The sequence below is a fragment of the Actinomycetota bacterium genome (assembly GCA_030682655.1).
Taxonomy (GTDB): Bacteria; Actinomycetota; Coriobacteriia; order Anaerosomatales; family JAUXNU01; genus JAUXNU01.
Genome location: JAUXNU010000117.1, coordinates 1 through 20,370 on the forward strand (window position 1 = coordinate 1; position 20,370 = coordinate 20,370).

Genomic DNA, 20,370 nt, shown 5'->3' on the forward strand with positions numbered 1-20,370 from the left:
CTAGTAGTGCATTCCCACAAGACCATTACATATTAGGCTACAATAGCCATGATGCTGTCCCGACTCTTGACGGAGGCGATCATGGCGGGGAAGACGAGGCGTGCGGCGCTCGTGTTGACCGAGGAGCAGGAGACGATGCTCAAGGGACTGGCCGGGTCGAGAACGGCGCCGGTGCGCGAGGTTGAGCGCGCCAGAGTGCTGCTGGGCTACTCGGAAGGTGCCTCGATCACCGACCTGCAGCGGCGGATCGGTCTGAGCCGTCCCGCGATCTACAAGTGCATCGACAAAGCGCTGGCGGCGGGAGTGCAGGCTGGATTGAAAGATGCCTACCACCGTCCGCACGAACCGGAGATCAGCGATGAGGCCAGGGCGTGGGTGGTGAGCATCGCCTGCACCAAGCCCAAGGACCATGGCCTGGCCGCCGAGCTGTGGACGATCTCTGAGCTGGCGCGGTTCGTGTCCGAGCATGCCGGAGCCGCGGGCTTCCCCCGTCTGGCGCGTGCGGGCAAGACCACCGTGTGGCGCGTCCTCGACTCCAACGACATCAAGCCCCACAGGATCCGTTACTACCTGGAGAAGCGTGACCCGGACTTCGACCGCAAGATGCAGGAGGTGCTGATGGTGTATCGGGAGGTCTCGGTCCTTGCCGACGGAAGCGGACCCGATTCCGTCTACACCGTCAGCGTCGATGAGAAGCCGGGGGTCCAGGCGCTCGGGCTGACCGCGCCGGACCTGCCGCCGGTCCCGGGCAAGGCTCCTTGTGCCGGACGCGACTACGAGTACGTCCGGCACGGCACGGTCTCGATCCTGGCCGCGATCGACCTGCACTCGGGTCACATCCTCGCCAACGTGGAGGACCGTCACAGGAGCGTGGAGTTCATCGGGTTGCTCAGACGGCTCGACGAGTACTACCCGCCAGACGCGACCATCCGCGTGGTGCTGGACAACCACTCGGCCCACATCTCGAAGGAGACCATGGCCTATCTCGGTACCCGGCCGGGCAGATTCGAATACGTTCACACGCCCAAGCACGGCTCCTGGCTCAATCTCATCGAGTGCGTGTTCTCCAAGATGGCCAGGACGTTTCTGCGTCACATCCGTGTTGACTCGATCGACGAGCTGAAAGCGCGCATCCTGCGGGGCATCGACGAGTTCAACGCCTCGCCTGTCGTTCTCCGCTGGAACAAGTTCGATCTCGAGGTGGCTTGATGTGTAACTATTCTTCAGGAACGAAGTACTAGTGGCCTACGTACGGAGGTGATCGTTGTGGAAGAGAACATTGCTCAGACATACGGCCTCGTGCGCATGGTCGCAGTCGGGCTTGTCGCGCTGCTTGCGCTCGTAGCGTTCGTCCTGCAGACCAGGCCACGCCATTTCGGAGTGGTCGGCATGTCGATCCGCGCGCTTGTCGCTATCGCCGGTCCGGTCGTGCTGATTGCGTACACACATGTACAGATGAACTGGCTCATGGTCGGCGTCCTCTCCGTAGTCGGGGCCGGTCTTGGCTTCGTGACCGGGCGCGGCTCCAAGTTCACGGAGGTCAAGGGGCGGCCCAAGATCAAGAAGTCGCCTTGGGCGGCGCTCGTCACGGCGATCGCGTTTGTCCTCGCTGCCGCTGCGCTGTTGTACGGCACGGCTGGCCTGTTCTCGGCCTCGCTCCTGCTCGTGTTCCTGGGGGCGGCGATGACTGTGGGCGCGACCGTTGCCGAATTCGCCAAGTCAGGTGGAGAGAAGGCGGCGCCTGCCGCTCCTGTGTTGGCGCCGGAGTAGTTCCGCGATGCCTGCATCGCGTCGGAACGTAGTATCGGAATAGTGCGAAGGGCAGCTCCTGGGCTGCCAGACTGGGAGGTCTTGATGAAACGCGCGGTCTCGGCCCTACTCGCAATCGTACTGGCAACGTCGGGATTCCTCGGGGGGTGCAGCAGTCTCGGCCTGGGAGGGTTGAAAGCCCCGTTCACCACCGAGTAGGAGATCGGCGAGGGGAACATCGACGCGTTCCTGTGGAACGACACAGTCGAAACCGCGATGACCGGTGGGCCGTTCTACGACGGCGCGCAGCCTCTGCCCTCGCAGAACACCGAGGAGTTCGACACCGCGCGCGCGGCCAAGATCGACGAGATAACCGCCGAGGCCGACGGGATCGTGAAGGCATGCGAGGCGGCCAAGCCGGCGATGGCCGAGCTTCGCACGGCGTATGCGGACTACCTCGAGATCGTGTACAAGGCCGATCCCGCAGTGAAGGACATCGCACTCGAGACCCTCTCGCAGGTCGCGCTTGTTGGCACGAAAGAGGCGATCGGCGAGGCGCAGTACGCGTCGTTGGCGTCGCAGGAGCCGACGCAAGCCTACACCGCCGACATGGCTGCGTACCTCGCGGTCTCAAAGGCCGTCGACGTCGGCGGCCTGTACCTCGAGGACGTGAATACCATCGCGGGCTACGCCGCGGTGATGATCGACGGGCTCGCGGACAGCTCGGACGCGAAGGTCAAGGCTGCCAACAGCGACCTCGATTTGAAGATGGAGAAGCTGCTTGGCGATGCGCTGAAGGCGCTCGAGCCTGTCGCGGCCGGTATCGCGAATGTGAACGCCGGACTCGAGCAGCTCGCCAGCGCCGACTACTACTTCTCGCGTGAGGCGCTCGGCTGGATGGACTCGCAGATGGCGGAACTCGGTCCGCTCGTCGATGGGCTCGAGCCGCGCGAGGGCATGACCGCCGAGGACGTGCAGGCCATCAAGGGCTTCTACGCGGCGACCAAGGAGTGGAACGGCGCGCTGAACGAGCACTTCGCCTCGCTCGACACCTCGCGCGTCATCGCTGTCCCCGGCGTGCCGATGCCCGGCATCGGGCCGGAGCCTGCGTACGCTGCCGATGGGGGCAAGTACGAGGCGGGCAAGGACTACGGCGCCGCGAACGACGTGCTCCAGATGCAGGCGAAGGCCGAGCCGCCGAAAGAGGGCTGGCTGTCCTCCGGTTGGGGCGCGGTCAAGGGCGCGTTCGGCAAGGCGAAGACGGTCGTTGGCACCGGCGTGGATGTGCTCAACGCAGGCGTGTACAACATCTCGCGTGTCGGCACCGGTATCTGGTACGGCAATAGCGGCAAGGACATCGCCGACGACATCGGCCGGAACACGAAGGACCTTGTCGACAACTACAAGAATGGCGTGTCCGGGGCCGACACCCTCAAGACCGCGGGCGACTACATCGATGATGTCGAGAAAGGGGCCGGCGAGGCGGCCGGCGGTGCCACGAGCTGGACCTTCGAGAAGATCTTCGGCAAGGGCAAGATCTCCGGTACTGCAGGTTGGGCGGTCGGGGGCCTCACCAAGATAACCACCGGCATGTTCACGGGTATGGCGAAGGGCATCTACAAGGTCGCGAACAAGAAGTCCTCCTCGGCGGATGTCGCTGTAGGTATCGTCGAGATCGTGCTCGGCGCCATCGGTGGCAGCAAGGTCATCCTCAAGGGCAGCCAGATTCCCGGCCTGCTGAAGGGCGCCAAGGAAGGCATCGGTGCGTTCAGCAAGACGCTGACCTCGCTCGTGGGGAGTGCGGTGAACGCGGCCGAACGCAAGCAGGTAAGCAAGGCGATAGTCGACCTGCTCATCAAGAAGGGGCTAACGAAAGCCGAGGCGATGAACCTCGTCTCCAATTCAATCAAGCTCGAGATCAACCAGGCGGTCGGGCAGCTCATCAAGTCGAGCCGCGACGCGATGATCAAGAAGATCCGCGACCTCATTGCCGGGGGCGGTGCGGGCTTCCTCTCCAACGCCAAAGAGACCATCAAGGGATCGCTCGCCGATCTGCTGTCCAAGGGCTTCCCAAAGACCCTGCAGGGCTATCTCGATGCGGGAACGACCATCATCGGAGCGAATGCTACGGACTACCTCGACAACCTCATCGCCGCCGGGCTCACCGACGGCCTTCTGACCGAGCTGATCACGTCGGCGCTTGCGGTGCCACCCGATCCCGCTCAGGTCAACGGCAGCTGGAGCGGCTCGCTGATCATCGTCAAGGTCGACATTCCCGAAAGCGAGCAGAAGACCGCCGACGAGGCGGGATGCGAGCAGGTCTTCAAGCAGCTCGAAGGCAAGAAGCAGGCTGCGACGTTCGTGTTCAAGCTCAACGATTCCGGCAGCGGCACGGTCACGATGAACGCACAGGGTAGCTCGGGCAGCGGTCCCGCGACCTACAGCGATGGAGCGCTCAAGATGACGGTCACCAGTCAGGGCACGACATACACGATGAGCGGCACCGTCGCCTTCGAGAAGAACGGCGGCATGAAGATGTCCGGCTCGTGGACCGCGCCCTATCAGAAGTCCAAGATCATGATGTCGGGCACGTTCTCGGCGGCGAAGTAGGTCGATGCACAAAGTACTGCTGACGATTCCGCTGTTCGGGCGCGGATTCGAGGTGTCGTCGTACCGGGCGGCGTTCATGGTCGCGGCTGCCTTGGCGGTGGCGCTCGCCTGGTACGTTGCGACCCGCCGTGGTGTGTCTCCGCGCGACGCGCTCGTGGTGTTCGTCGCGACGGCGATCGCGCTTCCGGTCGGCGCGCGCCTGTGGCACATCGCAACGAACCCGTCGATCTATGCCGAGGACCCATCGCAGATCTGGAATCTCAACCCGACAGGGTTCGCGATGTTCGGTGGCATCGCGGGAGCGGCAATCGCGGGTCTCGTTGTCGCCCGGGTACGCCATGTCGACGTTTGGCGGCTTGCGGACGCGGCCGCGCCTGCGCTCGGTGTCGGGATCGCGATCATGCGGCTCGGCTGTTTCGCGAACGGCTGCTGTTTCGGGCGACTGACCGAGGGGTGGCTTGGTGTGCTGTTCCCGCCGGGGAGCTACTCGCACCTGTGGGAGATGGCCCACGGCTACGTCGGGCTCTTCGACGCGCCGCTGCCGGTGCATCCGACGCAGCTATACGAGGCGGTCGGGGCTCTCGCGTGCGCTGGGGTCGCGGCGGTGCTGATGGCGAGGCGAGCGCCCGACGGGGTGCCGTTCCTGGCATTCGTGGGGCTGTTCGCGATCGTGCGCTATGCGAACTGGACGCTTCGCGTGCACCCCGACACGCTCACCGACCCGGCCATCTACTGGCCGATCTATGCGGCGACGGGGGTCGCGTGCGCGGGGCTTGCCGTGTGGCGGTGGCGGGTTGCGCTGGCGAGGCGGACAGGAGACGGCGCCGCCGGGTGATCAGAACAGTCTGCGCACGCGGAACCTCCCTCGCGGTCCGCTCACATGGTATCCTACGCGCGTCCGGTTCCGCCTCGAACTCGCCGAGGAGCGCGCCGACCGCGCATGAGCAGCAACGAATCACGAGGGCTTGCAGGCCCTCCGCCTTCCGATGAGGACTGGATCCTCGCCGAGCGTCCCGAGCATCCCGAAGAAGCCTGCGGCGTCTTTGCCGTATACGCGCCGGGGCAAGACGTCGCTCGGCTGACCTACTTCGGGCTGCACGCACTGCAGCACCGCGGACAGGAGTCTGCCGGCATCGCGGTGGGTGACCACGAGACGGTCACGGTCACAAAGAACCTCGGCCTCGTGTCCAGGGTCTTCAAGGAGTCCGATCTGGACTCGCTGACCGGCGAAGTCGCCATCGGGCACACCCGCTACTCGACGACCGGCTCCTCGACCTCGTGGGAGAACGCGCAGCCGCACCTCTCGGCCATCGGCCACCAGGTCATCGCGCTCGCGCACAATGGCAACATCGTCAACACCGTGGAGCTGCGCGATGTCCTCAAGAGCAACGGCGTGCGCTTCCGTTCGACGACTGACTCGGAGGTCATCGCTACCCTCATTGGCCACTTCACGCCGGAGCATGGCTCCATCCGCGCGGGTATTCGCGACACGATGGAGCTCATCCGAGGCGCGTATGCCGTCGTGGTTCTGACCGAGGAGGCCGTCTACGCGTTCCGTGACCCCCACGGCCTTCGCCCGCTCGTCCTTGGCAAGCTGGACGGCACCGGATGGGTGATCTCGAGTGAGACGTGCGGGTTGGACATCATCGGCGCCGAGTTCATGCGCGACGTCGCGCCAGGCGAGATGGTCAAGCTGAGTGCCAACGGGCTCGAGGCCGAGCAAGCCATCGCGCCGCAGAAGTCGAGTCTGTGCATCTTCGAGTTCGTGTACTTCGCCCGACCCGACAGCGTGCTCTATGACTGCACGCTGTACGAGGCGCGTCGCCAGATGGGTGCTTTCCTGGCCGAGGAGTCGCCTGTCGAAGCCGATCTCGTCATGGGTGTGCCCGACTCGGGCGTGCCTGCTGCTGTCGGCTTCGCGCAGGCAAGCGGCATCCCCTTTGGCGAGGGTCTCGTCAAGAATCGCTACGTCGGACGTACGTTCATCTCGCCCTCGCAGTATCTTCGCCAGCAGGGCATCCGCCTCAAGCTCAACCCTCTGCGCCACGCCATCAAGGACAAACGCCTCATAGTCGTGGACGACTCGATCGTCCGAGGAAACACGTCCCGCAAGCTTGTGCAGCTCCTGCGCGACAGCGGGGCTGCCGAGGTCCACCTGCGAATCACCTCGCCCCCCGTTGTCTGGCCATGCTTCTACGGCATCGACACCGACACGCAGGAGCAACTCATCGCCAGCTCCCATAGTGTCGAGGAGGTCCGCGACTTCATCGGGGCCGACTCGCTGGCGTATCTCTCGCTCGATGCGCTAGTGTCCTCCACAGGTACCGACAAGGGCGAATTCTGCCGCGCGTGCTTCGACGGGGAGTACCCGATCGAGATCCCCGAATCGGTCAAGCGCGGCAAGCTTTCGCTCGAGCCGCGCACCTGAGATGGCAGCCCGGCCTGACCGAGCCGCGCGCGGGCGCACACACGATCCGTTCCTGCTCGTGCTCGTCGTCCTCGCGGTCCTCAAGGCGTGGCTCATGCGCTGGCTCACCCTCGGATCCGCCAACCCTCTTCTCGCTCTCGTGCTCGAAACCGCGGCGATCGTGCTCTTCCTTGGCCTCGCAGATCTGATCTGGCCAAGGAGATCGCACCTTGCCGATGTCGCCGTCTATGCGTTCGCGTGCTTCGTGATGTTCTCCAATGCGATGTATGTCGCCTACTACGACCTGATCTTCGACGTGCGCCTCATCGCGGCCGCGAACCAGGTCGGATCGGTCAAGGACATCATCGCCGAGCTACTGCGTCCGATTCACGCGCTGTTCTTCCTAGACTGGCCGCTGGTGGCGGCGTGGGCCGTGGGCATGCGCATGCGCTCGCGGGCCGGCCGACTCGCGAGCGAGCGCAGCATGCGCGTGATGGCAGCGACCGCGCTGGCGCTTGTCGTGTTCGGGGTGCAGATGCTGCTCGTGACGCGCGTGCCGTCCTCGGCGGACAGCACCGCGGTGGCGGAGCTGCGCGGGGTTGCGGCCTACCAGATCGCGGGCGCGCTTCGCCGACCGGCCAAGGCCTCGGCGGTCGCGTCGGTCGAGCCGACGGCCACGGTGGATGAGAACCTCTCGCCTGCCGAGCGCTTCCAGCGGCGCATCGAGGCCGTACGCGGCGCTGACGACGGGCCCCGCATCGCCGGGTTCAAGCCGGGCGCATACAAGGGCAGCAGCGTGATCATCGTGCAGTTCGAGGCGCTGCAAGACATGCTCGTGAATGCCAAGATCGACGGCGCGGAGATCACGCCGAACGTCAACGCCTTGGCCGAGGAGAGCTGGTACTTCCCGAACATGTTCTCGCAGATCGCCGGTGGCAACACGGCCGACGCTGAGTACGCGCTCGTGACGTCGCTTCTTCCGCCGCGCGGCAAGGCGGCCTCGATCGAATACGCCGACCGGGAGCTGACCTCGCTGCCGCGGTTGCTGGGAGAGCGAGGTTATCGATCGATAACGCTACACCAGAACCAGGCGGAATACTGGAATCGCAAGGAGCTCTACCCGGCTCTCGGGTACTCGGCCTACTACGACCGCGAGTCACTCCCGAAGAAAGACAACATGTGGCGCGGTGCTTCCGATGAGGTGCTGTTCGCGGAGGGCGCGAAGGTTCTTGAGAGTCTGGAAGCCAGCGATACGCCGTTCTTCTCGCTCTTCGTGACGCTGTCGTCTCACGCGCCGTTTCGGTACGTGCCGCCCGCCCGCAGGCCGCTCAAGATCTCCTCGGCCACGCAGCGCAGCTCGAAGATGGGCGAGTATACGACCGCGCTGAGCTACACGGACATGGCATTCGGCAAGTTCGTGGCCCAGCTCAAGAAGTCTGGGCTGTACGATTCCTGCATCCTGGTCGTGCTTGGCGACCACATGGGTATCAAGGACATCTCGCCGGAGGGAGGCGACAAGGAGCTGCTCGACGAGATCCTCGGACGGCCGTACACGTACGCCGACCGGCAGCGGGTGCCGCTCATCATCCACCTGCCCAAGCAGCGCGAGCCGCGTCGCGTGGATGCCGTGGTCGGCATGACCGACTTCATGCCAACGCTGGCAGACCCGCTGGGCATAGACTTGTCGGCGACGCCGCATGTCGGGCGCGACGCGTTCCGTGAGGGCTACGAGCTGGTGCCGACGCGGACGTACTTCCCAGGCGGCGCGTTCGTGAACTCGCGTGTGGTGTTCCTGCCCAAGCTGTCCTTCGACGACGGCCGGGCGATCGACGTTGTGACCGGAGAGCCCGCCGAAGTGACCGAGGCGGAGCGGAGGGACTTCGAGAACGCGCGGCTCCTTGGCGAACTTGCCGATGAGTGGGCGCGCGGTCTGCCGGTGCGTCCAGACGCCGGCGGCCGCGAAGGCGCGATCATCCCGAAGGACCTGTGATGGGAGACATGCTCGACGCCGTTGTCCTGGGCGGAAGACTTGCCGCCGGGTACAACCCGCTGCTCGCTGTGATCGGCGCCGCCGTGTGTGCGGTGCTGCTTGCAGTCGGCTCCGGTCGCTGGGGCGCGAAGGGTGGCCGAGGAAAGCGCACGGCACGGATCCCGCGCTCGCGGCTGACTCTCGCGCTCGGCGAGCTGGCCGGCGTGTGGTTCCTTGGCGACGGTGCGATGGTGGTGCTCGCGGGCATCGACCTCGCGCAGGGCGCGCAGGGGCTCGCGGGGGAGGCTGCGGGGTCGGCGGACTGGATCGCGCTCGCGATCTGGGGGCTCGGGTCGCTCGCGCTCGGGTACGGGCTGCCGGCGTGGGCGGGCGCGTTCGCGGGGCGGCGCGTGACGCACGGGACGGGGTGGCTTACTGCGCTCTCCTTGGCGGTGGCGGTATCGCTCGCGATCTCGGTGATCGTGTCGCGGCTGGCGGGGTGACGTGGGGTAGAATCGCTTCGGAAGCAGGAGCCGGAAGGGGAGTCATGACCGATCGCGACGACAAGCACCCGATCAGCTACCGCGACGCTGGTGTCGACACCGGCGAAGGCGCGCGTGCGGTCGAGTCGATCCGCGATGCGGTGCGTTCGACGTACCGGCCCGAGGTCATCGGCGACATCGGCGGATTCGGCGGGCTGTTCTCGGCGGCGGCGTTCAAGGACATGGCCGACCCCGTGATGGTGTCCGGCACCGACGGCGTGGGCACGAAGCTCAAGCTCGCCCAGCTGCTCGATCGCCACGACACGGTCGGCATCGACCTCGTTGCGATGTGCGTCAACGACATCCTCGTCACCGGCGCCGAGCCGCTGTTCTTCCTCGACTACGTCGCGATCGGCAAGCTCGACAGCGAGCGCATGAGCGCGATCGTCGGCGGCATTGCCGAAGGCTGCCGTCAGGCGGGATGCGCACTCGTCGGCGGGGAGATGGCCGAGCACCCCGGCGTCATGGCCGAGGACGACTACGACCTCTCGGGCTTCTGCGTCGGCGTGGTCGACCGGTCCAAGATGATCGACGGCAGCTCGGTGGCGCCCGGCGACATCGTGCTCGGACTCGCGAGCAGCGGCGTGCACTCCAACGGCTTCTCGCTCATACGCCGCGTGCTCGTGGACGGCCACGAGGACGCACTCGTGCTCCCGCGCGTCGACCTCGGCGGAGCGACGCTTGCCGACACGCTGCTCACACCCACGCGCATCTACGTGCGCTCGGTGCTCGACGCGATCGCGCAGGTCCCTGCCGCGAAGGCGCTGGCGCACATCACCGGTGGCGGCATCACTGAAAACCTCGACCGCGTGTTGCCTGCGAACTGCGACGCGCGCATCGTCCTCGGCTCGTGGAAGGTGCCGCGCATCTTCGAGATCCTGGCCAAGGAAACCGCGCTTCCTGCCGAGGAGCTCTACCGCACGTTCAACATGGGAATCGGGATGGCGGTCGTCGTCGACCCGAAGCACGCGGCCGGTCTGGCAGCGGCGTTGCGGGCGGGCGGCGAGAGGGTATTCGAGATAGGCGAGATCGTGGCCGGGAGCGGGAAGGTCGTCTATGGCTGAGAAGAAGATGCGCATCGGCGTGCTGATCTCCGGAGGCGGTACGAACCTGCAGTCGATAATCGACGCGTGCGAGGACGGCCGCCTGGACGCCAGAGTCGTGGTCGTGATGAGCAATCACGAGGGAGCGTACGGCCTGAAGCGCGCCGAGAAGGCGGGCATCCCTGCCCTTCATGTGGATCGCGCGGCGTTCGAGACTTTCGCGCAATACAACAGCTTCATCCGCGACACTCTCCTCGAACGCGAGGTGGACGTGGTCGCGATGGCGGGCTACATGAGGCTCCTTGGCAAGCAGGTCCTTGATGCATTCCCGAACCGGGTGCTGAACATCCACCCGGCGCTGCTGCCGTCGTTCCCCGGCGCATCGGGCATCCAGGACGCTTTCGATTTCGGCGTGAAGGTGACCGGCGTGACCGTGCATCTGGCCAACGAGAAGTTCGACGACGGCTCCATCCTCGCTCAGGAGTGCGTGTCTATCGCCGAGGACGACACACTCGAATCGCTCGAGGCCAAGGTCCACGAGGTCGAGCACCGCCTCTTCCCGATGGTCCTCCAGTGGATGGCCGAGGACCGCATCATCGTCGAGGGCAAGAAGGCGCGAATCCTGCCGCTGCCGTAGCGCGAGGCACTGAGTCGTAGCGCCAAAACACCCCTTTTGAGCAGCCGGTTTAGACTTTGGATAGACGCTCTCGTCACGATTGTGTCGTACGTTGGCACAACTCGTGAGGGGGAGGTGTGGCCGCGATCATGGCTCACCAAAGATGGAACCGCCAGCGCGTTGACTGGCAGGCCTGGAAGGACGACGGGCTTCTGGTCTTCCGGGAGACCGACCCGGAACAGCCCATGAAGACGATCCGTGTCGCCTGGGAGAAGGTTGTTTACGCACGGGCCGCGTACCTCCGCGAGGAATGGGAGGAGAGCGACGTTCAGCTGCGGATGGCATTCGCTCGCTCTACGCAGGCGATTCTCGAGTCGTACGACCTTGAGCTCACCAGGCTGGCGGACCTCGATCTCTCCTACCGGGTCGCGGTCGAGGTCTTTGGCGAGCGCATGGTCGATCCGATCTTCGAGCGTGCGCAACTCCTGCGACGCATGATGCCCATTCGCGTCGAGGTGACCGAAGACATGGAGGCGAGAGTGCGCCGCAGCGTGGCCGCTTCGTCCGAGTACGTTGCTCTTTCGGAGGGCTACGTCTTCTAACTTGCGCTCGAGCCGCTACAATCGAGGTTAGCACTGCCCCCGGGCCGCGATTTCGCGATCCGGACCGCCTGGCAGGTCGGCTCGAGGGAGAGACAAATGGATCAGGTGAAGGTAAAGCGCGCGCTCGTTTCGGTCACCGACAAGACCGGAGTGGTGGACTTCTGCAAAGCGTTGCAGGAATTCGGTGTTGAGATCGTCTCGACCGGTGGCACCGCCCGCGCGCTCGCCGAGGGCGGCGTGGATGTGCGCCCGATCGATGACCTTACCGGCTTCCCCGAGATGATGGACGGACGCGTCAAGACACTCCATCCGCGCGTACATGGCGGCCTGCTTGCCCGTCGCGACGTTCCCGAGCACATGGCCGCTGCCGAGGAGCACGGTATCGGCATGATCGACATGGTGGTCGTGAACCTCTACGCGTTCGAGGCGACGGTGGCCAATCCCCAGGTCACGCTCGAGGAGGCCATCGAGAACATCGACATCGGCGGACCGAGCATGCTGCGCTCCGCGGCAAAGAACTTCGCCAGCGTGGCAGTCGTGACCGACCCGGGGGAGTACGATGCCGTCCTCGGCGAGATGCGCGACACGGGCGGAGCCACGCTCTATGACACCCGCAAGCGTCTCGCTACCGAGGTCTTCCGCAAGACGAGCGCCTACGACAGCGCGATTTGGATGTACCTGTCCGAGTACACAGGCCAGGCGTTCCCCGATGAGGTGCGCTTCCGGCTCGAGAAGGTTCAGGACCTCCGTTACGGTGAGAACCCCCACCAGCTCGCTGCCTTCTACCGTTTCGCGGACAGCAAGGAGCACACGCTGGGGCGCGCCGAGCAGCTCCAGGGCAAGGAGCTTTCCTACAACAACATTCTCGACACGGACGCGTGTTGGAGTGCCGTACGCGAGTTCGAGGAGCCCGCGTGCGTGATCGTGAAACACATGAACCCGTGCGGGACTGCCATCGCTCACGACATCATGGTCGCCTACGTGCGGGCGCACGAGTCCGATCCTATCAGCGCATTCGGCGGGGTTATGGCGTTCAACCGGCCCGTCCCCGCCTCACTGGTTCAGGCGGTCTATGACAACGGCCAGTTCGTCGAGGTCATGATCGCACCGGAGTTCGAGGCGGACGCCCTCACACTTCTCGCCGAGAAGCCGAACATCCGCGTCCTGCGCACCGGCGGGGTGCGGTCACTCGCGGGGCACTACGAATCGCGAGCCGTCGAGGGCGGGATGCTCTGCCAGACCAGCGACAGCGTCACCGAAGATCCTGCCGACTTCCAGGTAGTCACGCGTCGCGCGCCCTCCGATGAAGAGATGGCGCAACTGCTCTTCGCGTGGAAGGTCGCGAAGTCCGTGAAATCGAACGCGATCCTCCTGGCCAAGGACTCTGCCAGCGTCGGCGTCGGCGCCGGTCAGATGAGCCGCGTGGACTCGGCCAAGATCGCTGTCGAGAAGGCCGGAGTCAAGGCGAAGGGCGCGGTGGCCGCCAGCGACGCGTTCATGCCCTTCCCGGATTCGCTTGAGGTCTGTGCAGCTGCGGGAGTGACCGCCGTGATCCAGCCGGGCGGTTCAATGCGCGACCAGGAGTGTATCGACAAAGCTGACGAGCTTGGTGTTGCGATGGTCTTCACCGGACATCGCCACTTCCGGCACTAGCGCGCGGCGCGGTCCGCAAGCATGATGCAGGCGACGGGGGGAGTTGCAGGATGCCAGAGCAGGCACTTCGCGAGACGATTCGAGTGCAAGATGGGAAGATGCCACTCCTTGACCGGCATCTTGCCCGCCTCGCTGCGGGCGGATGCGATTCGGAGATAGTTGCGGCTGCCCGGGCCGAGGCGTTGCACGCTGCATCTGAGTGGACCGCCTCGTACGGCCGCCTCGCGCTGATCGTGGCTTCCGATGGACTGGTGCTCGCGGAGGTAACCGCCGAGCCATCCACGATCTGCATTCCCGGCGGGCCGCGCGTCGCGCTTGTGGAAAGCGAGATCCCGCGGCTTCCGCCCGGTGGGGCAAAGCCGGCCGACCGCTCCTTCTGGGATGTTCCGCTCGATATCGCGCGAGGCCGAGGAGCCGACGTCGCGGTGCTCGTTGACTCAGATGGCGCTCTCATTGATGGAAGCCAGGCCACCGTGTGGCTTGCTATGGGTCTGCAGGTCTTGACGCCGCCCTCGCCGCCCGCCTTGGCCGGGGTCTCTCGGTCCGTAGTGCTCGAAGTCGCACCGAGATTCGGCATCGAAGCTGTCGAGACCAAGCTGGGAATCGACGACTACGAGCGTGCGCAGGAGGTATTCCTGACAACCGCAGTTGCGGGAGCGGTGGCCGTTCGAGACCGGGGCGGTTCGGTGAGCGAAGCGTTCGTCCGCGTGTTCGAAGACCTGTTCGGAGGCGCCGCCTGTCCCTGACGCGCGACTTCGCGCAAGATGTGACCGACCGACTCGCCGTATGCCAGCCCAACCCGGGCATCCCGCGGCGCCGACCCGAGAGGGTGAGCGCTTGCTGCCTGCGACGACCCGGCCCGAAGCGGACGTCCTTGCGGGTCTGATCCCGGAGTCCTCGCCGCTGCTTCTCGCTCCCTCGTCGTCCGGCGGTTGGTTCGGTGGCGAGCATCTCGCATGTCAGGAGCCGGTCGAGATCCATACGGGCGCTTCCGTCGGTGACGTTGCTGCGGTACTGACCGCGTCGCTGGAGTCACGCCGCCCCTCGTGCGCTGCGGCGCTGGTTCCCTACGAGGGACCGTGCCGGGTGCACGTGTACGATGGCGGGCTCTCGAGTACCGACGGCGTCTCGTGGGAGCCCTGGGGTCGCGAGCCTGCGACGGCGCGGCCAGGTGCGTTCGAGCCACCAGTGCCGGTTCTCGAGGGAGCCGTCGCGAGCGTCGACGCGACCGCGTACATGCAGGGTGTCGAGCGCGTCCGGGCCGCCATCGTCGACGGCAACGTGTATGTGCTCAACCTCACCTACCTGCTCGAAGGACGCGCAGCGTCACGGCACCCCGGTGAGCTGTTCGCCTCGATGCACTGGCGCTTCGGCGCGGAGATGTCGGCGGTGCTGGCATGGCCCGAAGGTGGCGTGGTTTCGGTCTCGCCCGAGCGCTTTCTGTCGCTCGCGCGAACCCCGGACGGCTGGTCGGCGATGGTCTCGCCCATCAAGGGCACGCGCCCCCGCGGACTGTCTCCCGAGGAGGACGTGCGTCTTGTCGAGGAGCTGCGGTCCTCGGCCAAGGAACGCGCCGAACACGTGATGATCGTGGACCTCGAGCGCAACGACCTTGGAATCGTATGCGTGCCGGGCACGGTGGCAGTGACGCGGCTCTTCGACATCGTGCCCACGCCCTACTGCCACCAGATGGTCTCGGACGTGACGGGCCTCCTGCGCGAGGACGTCGGTCTCGCCGAAGTGCTCAGCGCGACGTTTCCGTGCGGGTCGGTCACCGGGGCGCCGAAACGCGCCGCGATGCACATCATCGGCGAACTCGAGGCGGGGCCGCGCGGCGCCTACACGGGCGCGCTGATCGTGGCGCGGCCAGGGCGGCTGGACTCCTCAGTGCTGATCCGCACGCTGGAAATCGGGCCCGGGGGGTCGGCGAAGTGGGGGACCGGGTGCGGCATCACCATCGATTCCGATCCTGCCGAGGAGTGGGCGGAGTCGCTACTCAAGGCGCGGCCCGCGACGACGTGAGACTACCTTTCACCGGTGAGATACGCCAAGATGTCGGCGGGCACGTCGAACGGGCGGCACCCCGCCCGCGCTACCGCCAGGGAGAGAAGTGACGAGCAACAACACGAGTGCGGATAGGGGCAGTCGCGGGGCGGCTATCGTCGTCGCGGTCGTGTATGTGCTGCTCGCCGGATTGCTCCTGATCGACGTCGCGCGGGCCGGCACGCCGCGGATCTACCCGCCACGCAAGCGCGCGCAGACGCTCCTGGAGATCGCGGAGCAGAGTGGCCGGGTGCGGGCAATCAACCCGGTCATCGCGATCGCCGCGCGTGAGGTAGGCAGGCCCGATGTCTACCTCGAGATCCCGGAGGACTATGCGGATCTGCTGGCCATCACCCCTGACAACTTCGACGGCAAGCCCACGTCGACCCTGAACTCCGGGCTAATGGCGCCATTCATCGGCGGCCGGGTGCGCAAGGTGCCGTACGACCCGGTCCTGTCGCAGGCCAAGACGGCGCGCCTCGAGGCCGATCCGACCGCGATCACCCTTCCGCGCGATGTCTGGGCTGTCGCGGGCGCGGATGACGCCGCGGTCGTGCGCCTGTACGTCGATACGACGCGGACGCGCGTCTACATCGCCCCGATCGGCCTGGCCGAGGAGGGCGCCGAGTGAGTCCGGCGGGCGGCATCGTGCTGAGTGTAGTCTCGCTACTTGCCGGGTGGGTCGGGCTTTGGCCCCTCCGGCGTCATCTCGGTGCAGTCGGCTACCATCTGGCGGCCTACCCCACAGGACTCGTGCTCTGGCCTGTCGTCGCGGCGGTGCTCTCAGTCCTTCGCGTCGAGTATCAGCCGCTTCTGCCCTATGCGCTGGCGACCGCGGCGCTCTTCGCTGTCGCACGTCTGGTGGCCCGGGACCGGTCGGACGTCGAAGGTCACGGGGTCCCCGTTTGGAGCTACCTCGTGTGGGGCGGCGGCGTGGTGGGCGTGTCGGCGGTCATCGCACTGACCGGCTACACGGCCGCAGGGTATGACAGTCTCTTCAACTACGAGGCGTGGGGTGTCTGGATCTTTGACCAGGGAACTCTCAGCCGCAGTATCATTGGGTCGTTCGGAGCTCTGATGCCGTCGGTTCACGCCGCCAATCGCTTCTTCGGCTCCGACTGGACGGCCACTCCGTATCCGGTACTCAGTCTGCATGTGGCCGCGCTGGTCGCGACCGCCGCAGCCCGCTGGGCGAGGGGCTGGGTGGGGATGGCGTGGTCGACAGCCATCGCGTTGGTCGCACTCGCGTTCATGGTGTCCGTGCCTTCCTACGTGCACCACTCGCTCTACGTTCACAGCCATATGATCACGGCTGCGTATCTGCTGCTCGCTCTCCTTGGCCTGCAGCGGGCATATCTGGGGGCCGAGGATGACGGGTCCTCGCCGTCGGATACCGCGAGCGACGCCTGGCTGCTCGTGGCCGGACTTGCGTCGGCTGGTCTGGCGCTCACGCGAACCGATGGCATCGCCTACGTTGCGATACCTGCGGTCGTGGGTACCGTCCTGTGGCTCGAGAGCGGGAGGTCGTGGCGCTCGCAGGCGATCTTCGTTTGTGCGGCCGCGGTTCCTATCGCGACGGTCTACGGCTCGGCGTTCTACAGCTTCGGGTTGTGGCCCGCGAAGAAGCTGAGCGGCAAGAAGGCGGCCGCTGTGCTTGCGGGTCTCATCCTCGGCTCCGCGTCTACGCTGGTGATAGGCGCACTCCCGCGTGTTCGTGCATGGCTCGGCCACCGCAACCGCGCGCTTCTGCTCGTGTGCGCGCTGGAGGTTGTGGGTCTTGCGGGGCTCGTCGCGCTGCGTCCGTCGGGATTTGCGGAGTCGACGCGGAACATGGTGACGAACCTGCTCCGGACGGGCGGCTACGGCTACCTGTGGTACTTCGTGTTCGGCGCGATCGCGGTGTCTTTCGCGTGGGGCCGTCAGTGGCGCAGTGGCCGGTGGCCGCTGTACCTGCTCTTCGCCATCGTCCAGTTCTTCGTCATCGCGGCGGCGGTGCATGGCGTCGGCCATCCGGGGCGACTCAATCCGGCAGACAGCTTCAGCCGCGTCGCATTCCACGTCGTGCCGCTTGTGTTCTGGTACGTGGCGATGGTGGTCGCGACGCTCGTTGCGGAGTATCGGGGGCGCTAGGAGCGGTTCTCCTTGGCCATGTGGATCGTTCGCTGCGGGAACGGGACCACGATTCCCTCCTCGGCGAAGCGTGCGTGGAGGCGTTTGATGAAGGCGTGCTGCACGAGGAAGCGCAGGTCGTAACGCTCGGCGCGCATGACCACGCGCATCTCGATGGCGGAGTCTCCGAAGGCGACGAAGCGTGCGCTCGGCTCGAAGTCGGGAACTCCGCCATAGGTCTCACGCATCACGGCGCTCGCGACTTCGACGGCCACGCGCTCCACCAGGTCGAGGTCGCTCGCATATGCCACGCTGACGGGCACAATCACAGCGTGCTGCTCGTCGAGTGACGTGAAGTTGGTGACGAGCGACTTGCCAAGGATGGCGTTCGGCACGACGACGAGGTCGTTGGAGAGCATCTTGAGGGTCGTGTTTCGCCAGGTAACGTCCTGGATGTAGCCTTCTTCGCCGGTCTGCAACCGCACGAAGTCGCCCGGTTCGATCTGCCGACTCATGAGCACCTGGACGCCAGCGAACAGGTTCTCGAGTGTGGGTTGGAGCGCGAGGCCGACGGCCAGACCTCCGACGCCGAGCGCGGTGACGAGCGGCGTGATCGATATGTCGAGCGCGGCGAGTCCGATGAGCGCGCCCACGATCACGATCGTGCCGCGTGCGAGATTCACGAAGATAGTGCTCGACGGCAGAGGCGTGTCCTCGCGCTGGGTATAGATGCGGATGAGTCGGCCGGCCAACGCAGCGGCCTTCAGCGTGAAGACCGCGATGAACGCGAGTTTGATGCCGACGATCACGGCGCTATCGACGCGCGAATCGAGCGGAAGCCGCGCCGCGGCGATGCGCAGACCAAGGAGCAGCGCGGTGATCGTTGGCAGCCAGTGGACCGATTGCGCTATGGCGGTGCCGGTCTTCCGGCCGCGAGCCCTGGTGCGCGCGAGGACGACTCGGTAGATGACGAAGTCGACAGCGACACCGGTAGCGGTCCAGATCGCGACGAGCGTGGCGGCCTCGCCATAGCGTTCGAGCAGGGTTGTAAGCACGCGTTCACCTCCGTGGACGGTGCAATCGTATCACTGGCGAGTGATGTCACCGCACACTGGCAATCGCACTGAGCTGCTACGCGTGCGGGTACGCCAGGATAGCCCTCTGATATGCGTAGGAAGTAAGCCCGACCTCCGGCTTTGGCTCGTGTGTCACATCGGTTGGGACAATGCGGCCACAAGCATCGCTCGCCCAAGGTCGTCGAAGACTCAGGAGCCGACGGTTGTCGCAGCGGCAGGTGCTCAACCGACACAGGCGGGAAACCCAGCCGGTCATGGCCTCCACGCAATCGAGCCGCCCCCGATCAGGGACACTTCACTGTCTGGACAAGAAACTGGCGACTGGGGATAGTCATGCCAACAGGGGGGCCTGGAGAGAGCGTTTGTCCGGGGAATACCGGTCCGCTAGACCGTGTGAGAGCTCGGTCTCTACCGAACGGGGGATGGCCTATGGGTGAGCGTTGGTTGGCATGCCGTCTCGGGAAGGTACTGGGTCTGACGTTGGTGGTGACTGCTCTGATGCCCTCAAGCGCCTATGCGTACTTACTACTACAACGGCGGATACCAGAGCGTCTACAACCGAGGCGTGGCGGCATCCATTGAGTCACAGAATCCGGTCGTAGGAGGCGGAGACGCTTCCTCCTCGGCGTGGGTGATGATCTGCAAGCTAGCTGGTGGAACCGGCTATGAGTACATGCAGATCGGCTGGACCGAGGACCACGCGGTAACCGGTGAGGTGCCGCGCTTCTTCTGGGAATGTTCCAACAGCTACTATGACTGGGACATCGTGTATGGATCTCTGTCGGGATCAAGTGGCACCCACTCATTCAAGATCACAGACGATGCAACCAACTACTACTTGCAGATTGATGGATCCACGAAGACGACGAAGGCGAAGAGCACGGTCCCGTGGACGCCCAACGCCATAGAGATATTCGGGGAGACGTACTATCAGACCGACCAGTGTCCAGGAACGACCAGCAATCATTGCAGTTTCGGTCCCGTGTCCTACAAGACCACTTCTGGTGTATGGGCTCAGGCATCCGTGACCGAAGACATCGACTTGTCGACCATGGCCAACGATCTTCAGAACGGTGAGCGATCGTGGACCATCTGGGATACCCGATACTGAGCAGAAGGGGTGACAACGTGCAGAAGCACTCATCGTTGGTTCTTGCTCTTGGCGTGGTCGTTGCAGCCTCCTGCGCTGTCGGGATTGCGGTGGCAGACGGCGTAGCCGTGAAAACCGCACCCTCGGTGGCTGTGGTTCCCGGTTCGGCCGCATCGGGTGAGACCCAGACGGGTATGATCGTCGACGCGGCAACGGAAGCGGAGCTGAAGGATCTCGGAATCAGGCTCAAGTCGTCCGGGGACGAGAGCGTGCGTACGAGCGATGCGGCGATTCGGACAGCAGAGAGCCTCTCCATCGCGCAGAATGCAAGCAGTGTCACTGCGACCTTTGCGCTTCTCTCGTACAATCCGAGCGACGGTTCGCTGAGTTCGGACGTACTCATCGATCGTCCCGTGTGGTTCGTGTCTGTCCGCGGTGTTGAGATTCGTCGACATGGTCATCCGAACATGCCGCTTCTTCCCGCTGACGAGCGCGACGTGTCAAGCGACGGGGTCCACACTGAGATGAACGTCATCATCGATGACGCCACGGGCGAGATACTGCAGATGTTCTCGTTCCGATAGCAGGCGTTCTTCACAGGACCAGCAGTAGCGGACCGACCTGGAGCGATCTTCGGGTCGGTTCGCTGTCTGAGTCAAGAACCTACGGACTCGCGTCGCGACGGGGCACTGATTCTGCCGGGCGCACGACCGGCGTCCGACTAAGGGTCTGGCACATAATAACCGTCGCGAAACCGCGCTGGCCATGTTACACTTCAACGCATGGATGGAGAGGCCGGCATCAAGGAACGGTTCGAGCTCCTGGCCCCGTTCCTGGATGAGCGCAGCCGACGCCTGGTTG

Annotated in this window: 18 protein-coding genes; 17 read left to right on the forward strand and 1 reads right to left on the reverse strand. The window is 65.2% G+C overall.

Translation table 11 applies throughout. The annotated features are described in order from the left end of the window. The first annotated feature begins 81 nt into the window (after window positions 1-81). The 15 genes from Q8K99_06865 (at window position 82) to Q8K99_06935 (ending at window position 17,364) form a co-directional block, all read left to right on the forward strand. Entirely contained in the window at window positions 82-1,209 is a 1,128-nt protein-coding gene (locus Q8K99_06865) for an IS630 family transposase (protein MDP2182273.1), read from the forward strand. A gap of 57 nt (window positions 1,210-1,266) precedes the next feature. After that, complete coding sequence (locus tag Q8K99_06870; GenBank protein ID MDP2182274.1) at window positions 1,267-1,770, forward strand: hypothetical protein; 504 nt, start codon at window positions 1,267-1,269, stop codon at window positions 1,768-1,770. A gap of 255 nt (window positions 1,771-2,025) precedes the next feature. Continuing rightward, window positions 2,026-4,359, forward strand: a complete 2,334-nt coding sequence (locus tag Q8K99_06875; GenBank protein ID MDP2182275.1) for a hypothetical protein — start codon at window positions 2,026-2,028, stop codon at window positions 4,357-4,359. Between the two features lie 4 nt (window positions 4,360-4,363). Beyond that, window positions 4,364-5,194 carry a prolipoprotein diacylglyceryl transferase gene (locus Q8K99_06880; GenBank protein ID MDP2182276.1) on the forward strand — a complete coding sequence of 277 codons (831 nt, stop codon included), beginning with the start codon at window positions 4,364-4,366 and terminating at the stop codon, window positions 5,192-5,194. A gap of 105 nt (window positions 5,195-5,299) precedes the next feature. Further along, window positions 5,300-6,787: an amidophosphoribosyltransferase gene (gene purF, locus Q8K99_06885; protein MDP2182277.1), complete on the forward strand. Its 1,488-nt coding sequence runs from the start codon at window positions 5,300-5,302 to the stop codon at window positions 6,785-6,787. A 1-nt stretch (window position 6,788) separates the two neighbouring features. Beyond that, window positions 6,789-8,756 (forward strand): LTA synthase family protein, encoded by a 1,968-nt coding sequence (locus Q8K99_06890; GenBank protein MDP2182278.1) that lies wholly within the window; start codon window positions 6,789-6,791, stop codon window positions 8,754-8,756. Beyond that, the gene (locus Q8K99_06895) at window positions 8,756-9,238 is read left to right on the forward strand and encodes a hypothetical protein (GenBank protein ID MDP2182279.1); all 483 of its coding nucleotides are present in this window, start codon (window positions 8,756-8,758) and stop codon (window positions 9,236-9,238) included. The genes Q8K99_06890 and Q8K99_06895 overlap by 1 nt, the downstream gene beginning before the upstream one ends. A gap of 44 nt (window positions 9,239-9,282) precedes the next feature. Then, window positions 9,283-10,341: a phosphoribosylformylglycinamidine cyclo-ligase gene (gene purM, locus Q8K99_06900; GenBank protein MDP2182280.1), complete on the forward strand. Its 1,059-nt coding sequence runs from the start codon at window positions 9,283-9,285 to the stop codon at window positions 10,339-10,341. After that, window positions 10,334-10,957 carry a phosphoribosylglycinamide formyltransferase gene (gene purN, locus Q8K99_06905; protein MDP2182281.1) on the forward strand — a complete coding sequence of 208 codons (624 nt, stop codon included), beginning with the start codon at window positions 10,334-10,336 and terminating at the stop codon, window positions 10,955-10,957. The genes purM and purN overlap by 8 nt, the downstream gene beginning before the upstream one ends. Window positions 10,958-11,085: 128 nt before the next feature. Then, on the forward strand, window positions 11,086-11,538 hold the full coding sequence (locus Q8K99_06910; GenBank protein ID MDP2182282.1) for a hypothetical protein: 453 nt from the start codon (window positions 11,086-11,088) through the stop codon (window positions 11,536-11,538). 96 nt (window positions 11,539-11,634) lie between these two features. Then, on the forward strand, window positions 11,635-13,191 hold the full coding sequence (gene purH, locus Q8K99_06915) for a bifunctional phosphoribosylaminoimidazolecarboxamide formyltransferase/IMP cyclohydrolase (protein MDP2182283.1): 1,557 nt from the start codon (window positions 11,635-11,637) through the stop codon (window positions 13,189-13,191). Window positions 13,192-13,241: 50 nt separating this feature from the next. Then, the gene (locus Q8K99_06920; protein MDP2182284.1) at window positions 13,242-13,937 is read left to right on the forward strand and encodes an aminotransferase class IV; all 696 of its coding nucleotides are present in this window, start codon (window positions 13,242-13,244) and stop codon (window positions 13,935-13,937) included. Between the two features lie 91 nt (window positions 13,938-14,028). After that, entirely contained in the window at window positions 14,029-15,213 is a 1,185-nt protein-coding gene (locus Q8K99_06925; protein ID MDP2182285.1) for an anthranilate synthase component I family protein, read from the forward strand. An 88-nt stretch (window positions 15,214-15,301) separates the two neighbouring features. Then, entirely contained in the window at window positions 15,302-15,865 is a 564-nt protein-coding gene (locus Q8K99_06930; GenBank protein ID MDP2182286.1) for a hypothetical protein, read from the forward strand. After that, entirely contained in the window at window positions 15,862-17,364 is a 1,503-nt protein-coding gene (locus Q8K99_06935) for a hypothetical protein (protein ID MDP2182287.1), read from the forward strand. Before Q8K99_06930 ends, Q8K99_06935 begins: the two co-directional genes overlap by 4 nt. Here the strand turns inward: Q8K99_06935 and Q8K99_06940 are convergent. Continuing rightward, window positions 17,361-18,398, reverse strand: coding sequence for a mechanosensitive ion channel family protein (locus Q8K99_06940; protein ID MDP2182288.1), 1,038 nt, complete (start codon window positions 18,396-18,398; stop codon window positions 17,361-17,363). The genes Q8K99_06935 and Q8K99_06940 overlap by 4 nt on opposite strands. A 535-nt stretch (window positions 18,399-18,933) precedes the next feature. Here Q8K99_06940 and Q8K99_06945 point away from each other — a divergent pair. Together Q8K99_06945 and Q8K99_06950 are read left to right on the forward strand one after the other, a co-directional pair. Continuing rightward, window positions 18,934-19,530 (forward strand): hypothetical protein, encoded by a 597-nt coding sequence (locus tag Q8K99_06945; protein MDP2182289.1) that lies wholly within the window; start codon window positions 18,934-18,936, stop codon window positions 19,528-19,530. 17 nt (window positions 19,531-19,547) lie between these two features. Then, window positions 19,548-20,093 carry a hypothetical protein gene (locus Q8K99_06950; protein ID MDP2182290.1) on the forward strand — a complete coding sequence of 182 codons (546 nt, stop codon included), beginning with the start codon at window positions 19,548-19,550 and terminating at the stop codon, window positions 20,091-20,093. The last annotated feature ends 277 nt before the right edge of the window (window positions 20,094-20,370 follow it).

Bases quoted from the DNA above. Each gene is read 5' to 3' on its own strand.
- purM (MDP2182280.1), top strand. From the start codon at position 9,283: ATGACCGATCGCGACGACAAGCACCCGATCAGCTACCGCGACGCTGGT.
- Q8K99_06875 (MDP2182275.1), top strand. From the start codon at position 2,026: ATGACCGGTGGGCCGTTCTACGACGGCGCGCAGCCTCTGCCCTCGCAG.
- purH (MDP2182283.1), top strand. From the start codon at position 11,635: ATGGATCAGGTGAAGGTAAAGCGCGCGCTCGTTTCGGTCACCGACAAG.
- Q8K99_06895 (MDP2182279.1), top strand. From the start codon at position 8,756: ATGGGAGACATGCTCGACGCCGTTGTCCTGGGCGGAAGACTTGCCGCC.
- Q8K99_06945 (MDP2182289.1), top strand. From the start codon at position 18,934: ATGCGTACTTACTACTACAACGGCGGATACCAGAGCGTCTACAACCGA.
- Q8K99_06880 (MDP2182276.1), top strand. From the start codon at position 4,364: ATGCACAAAGTACTGCTGACGATTCCGCTGTTCGGGCGCGGATTCGAG.
- Q8K99_06865 (MDP2182273.1), top strand. From the start codon at position 82: ATGGCGGGGAAGACGAGGCGTGCGGCGCTCGTGTTGACCGAGGAGCAG.
- Q8K99_06890 (MDP2182278.1), top strand. From the start codon at position 6,789: ATGGCAGCCCGGCCTGACCGAGCCGCGCGCGGGCGCACACACGATCCG.
- purF (MDP2182277.1), top strand. From the start codon at position 5,300: ATGAGCAGCAACGAATCACGAGGGCTTGCAGGCCCTCCGCCTTCCGAT.
- purN (MDP2182281.1), top strand. From the start codon at position 10,334: ATGGCTGAGAAGAAGATGCGCATCGGCGTGCTGATCTCCGGAGGCGGT.
- Q8K99_06910 (MDP2182282.1), top strand. From the start codon at position 11,086: ATGGCTCACCAAAGATGGAACCGCCAGCGCGTTGACTGGCAGGCCTGG.
- Q8K99_06920 (MDP2182284.1), top strand. From the start codon at position 13,242: ATGCCAGAGCAGGCACTTCGCGAGACGATTCGAGTGCAAGATGGGAAG.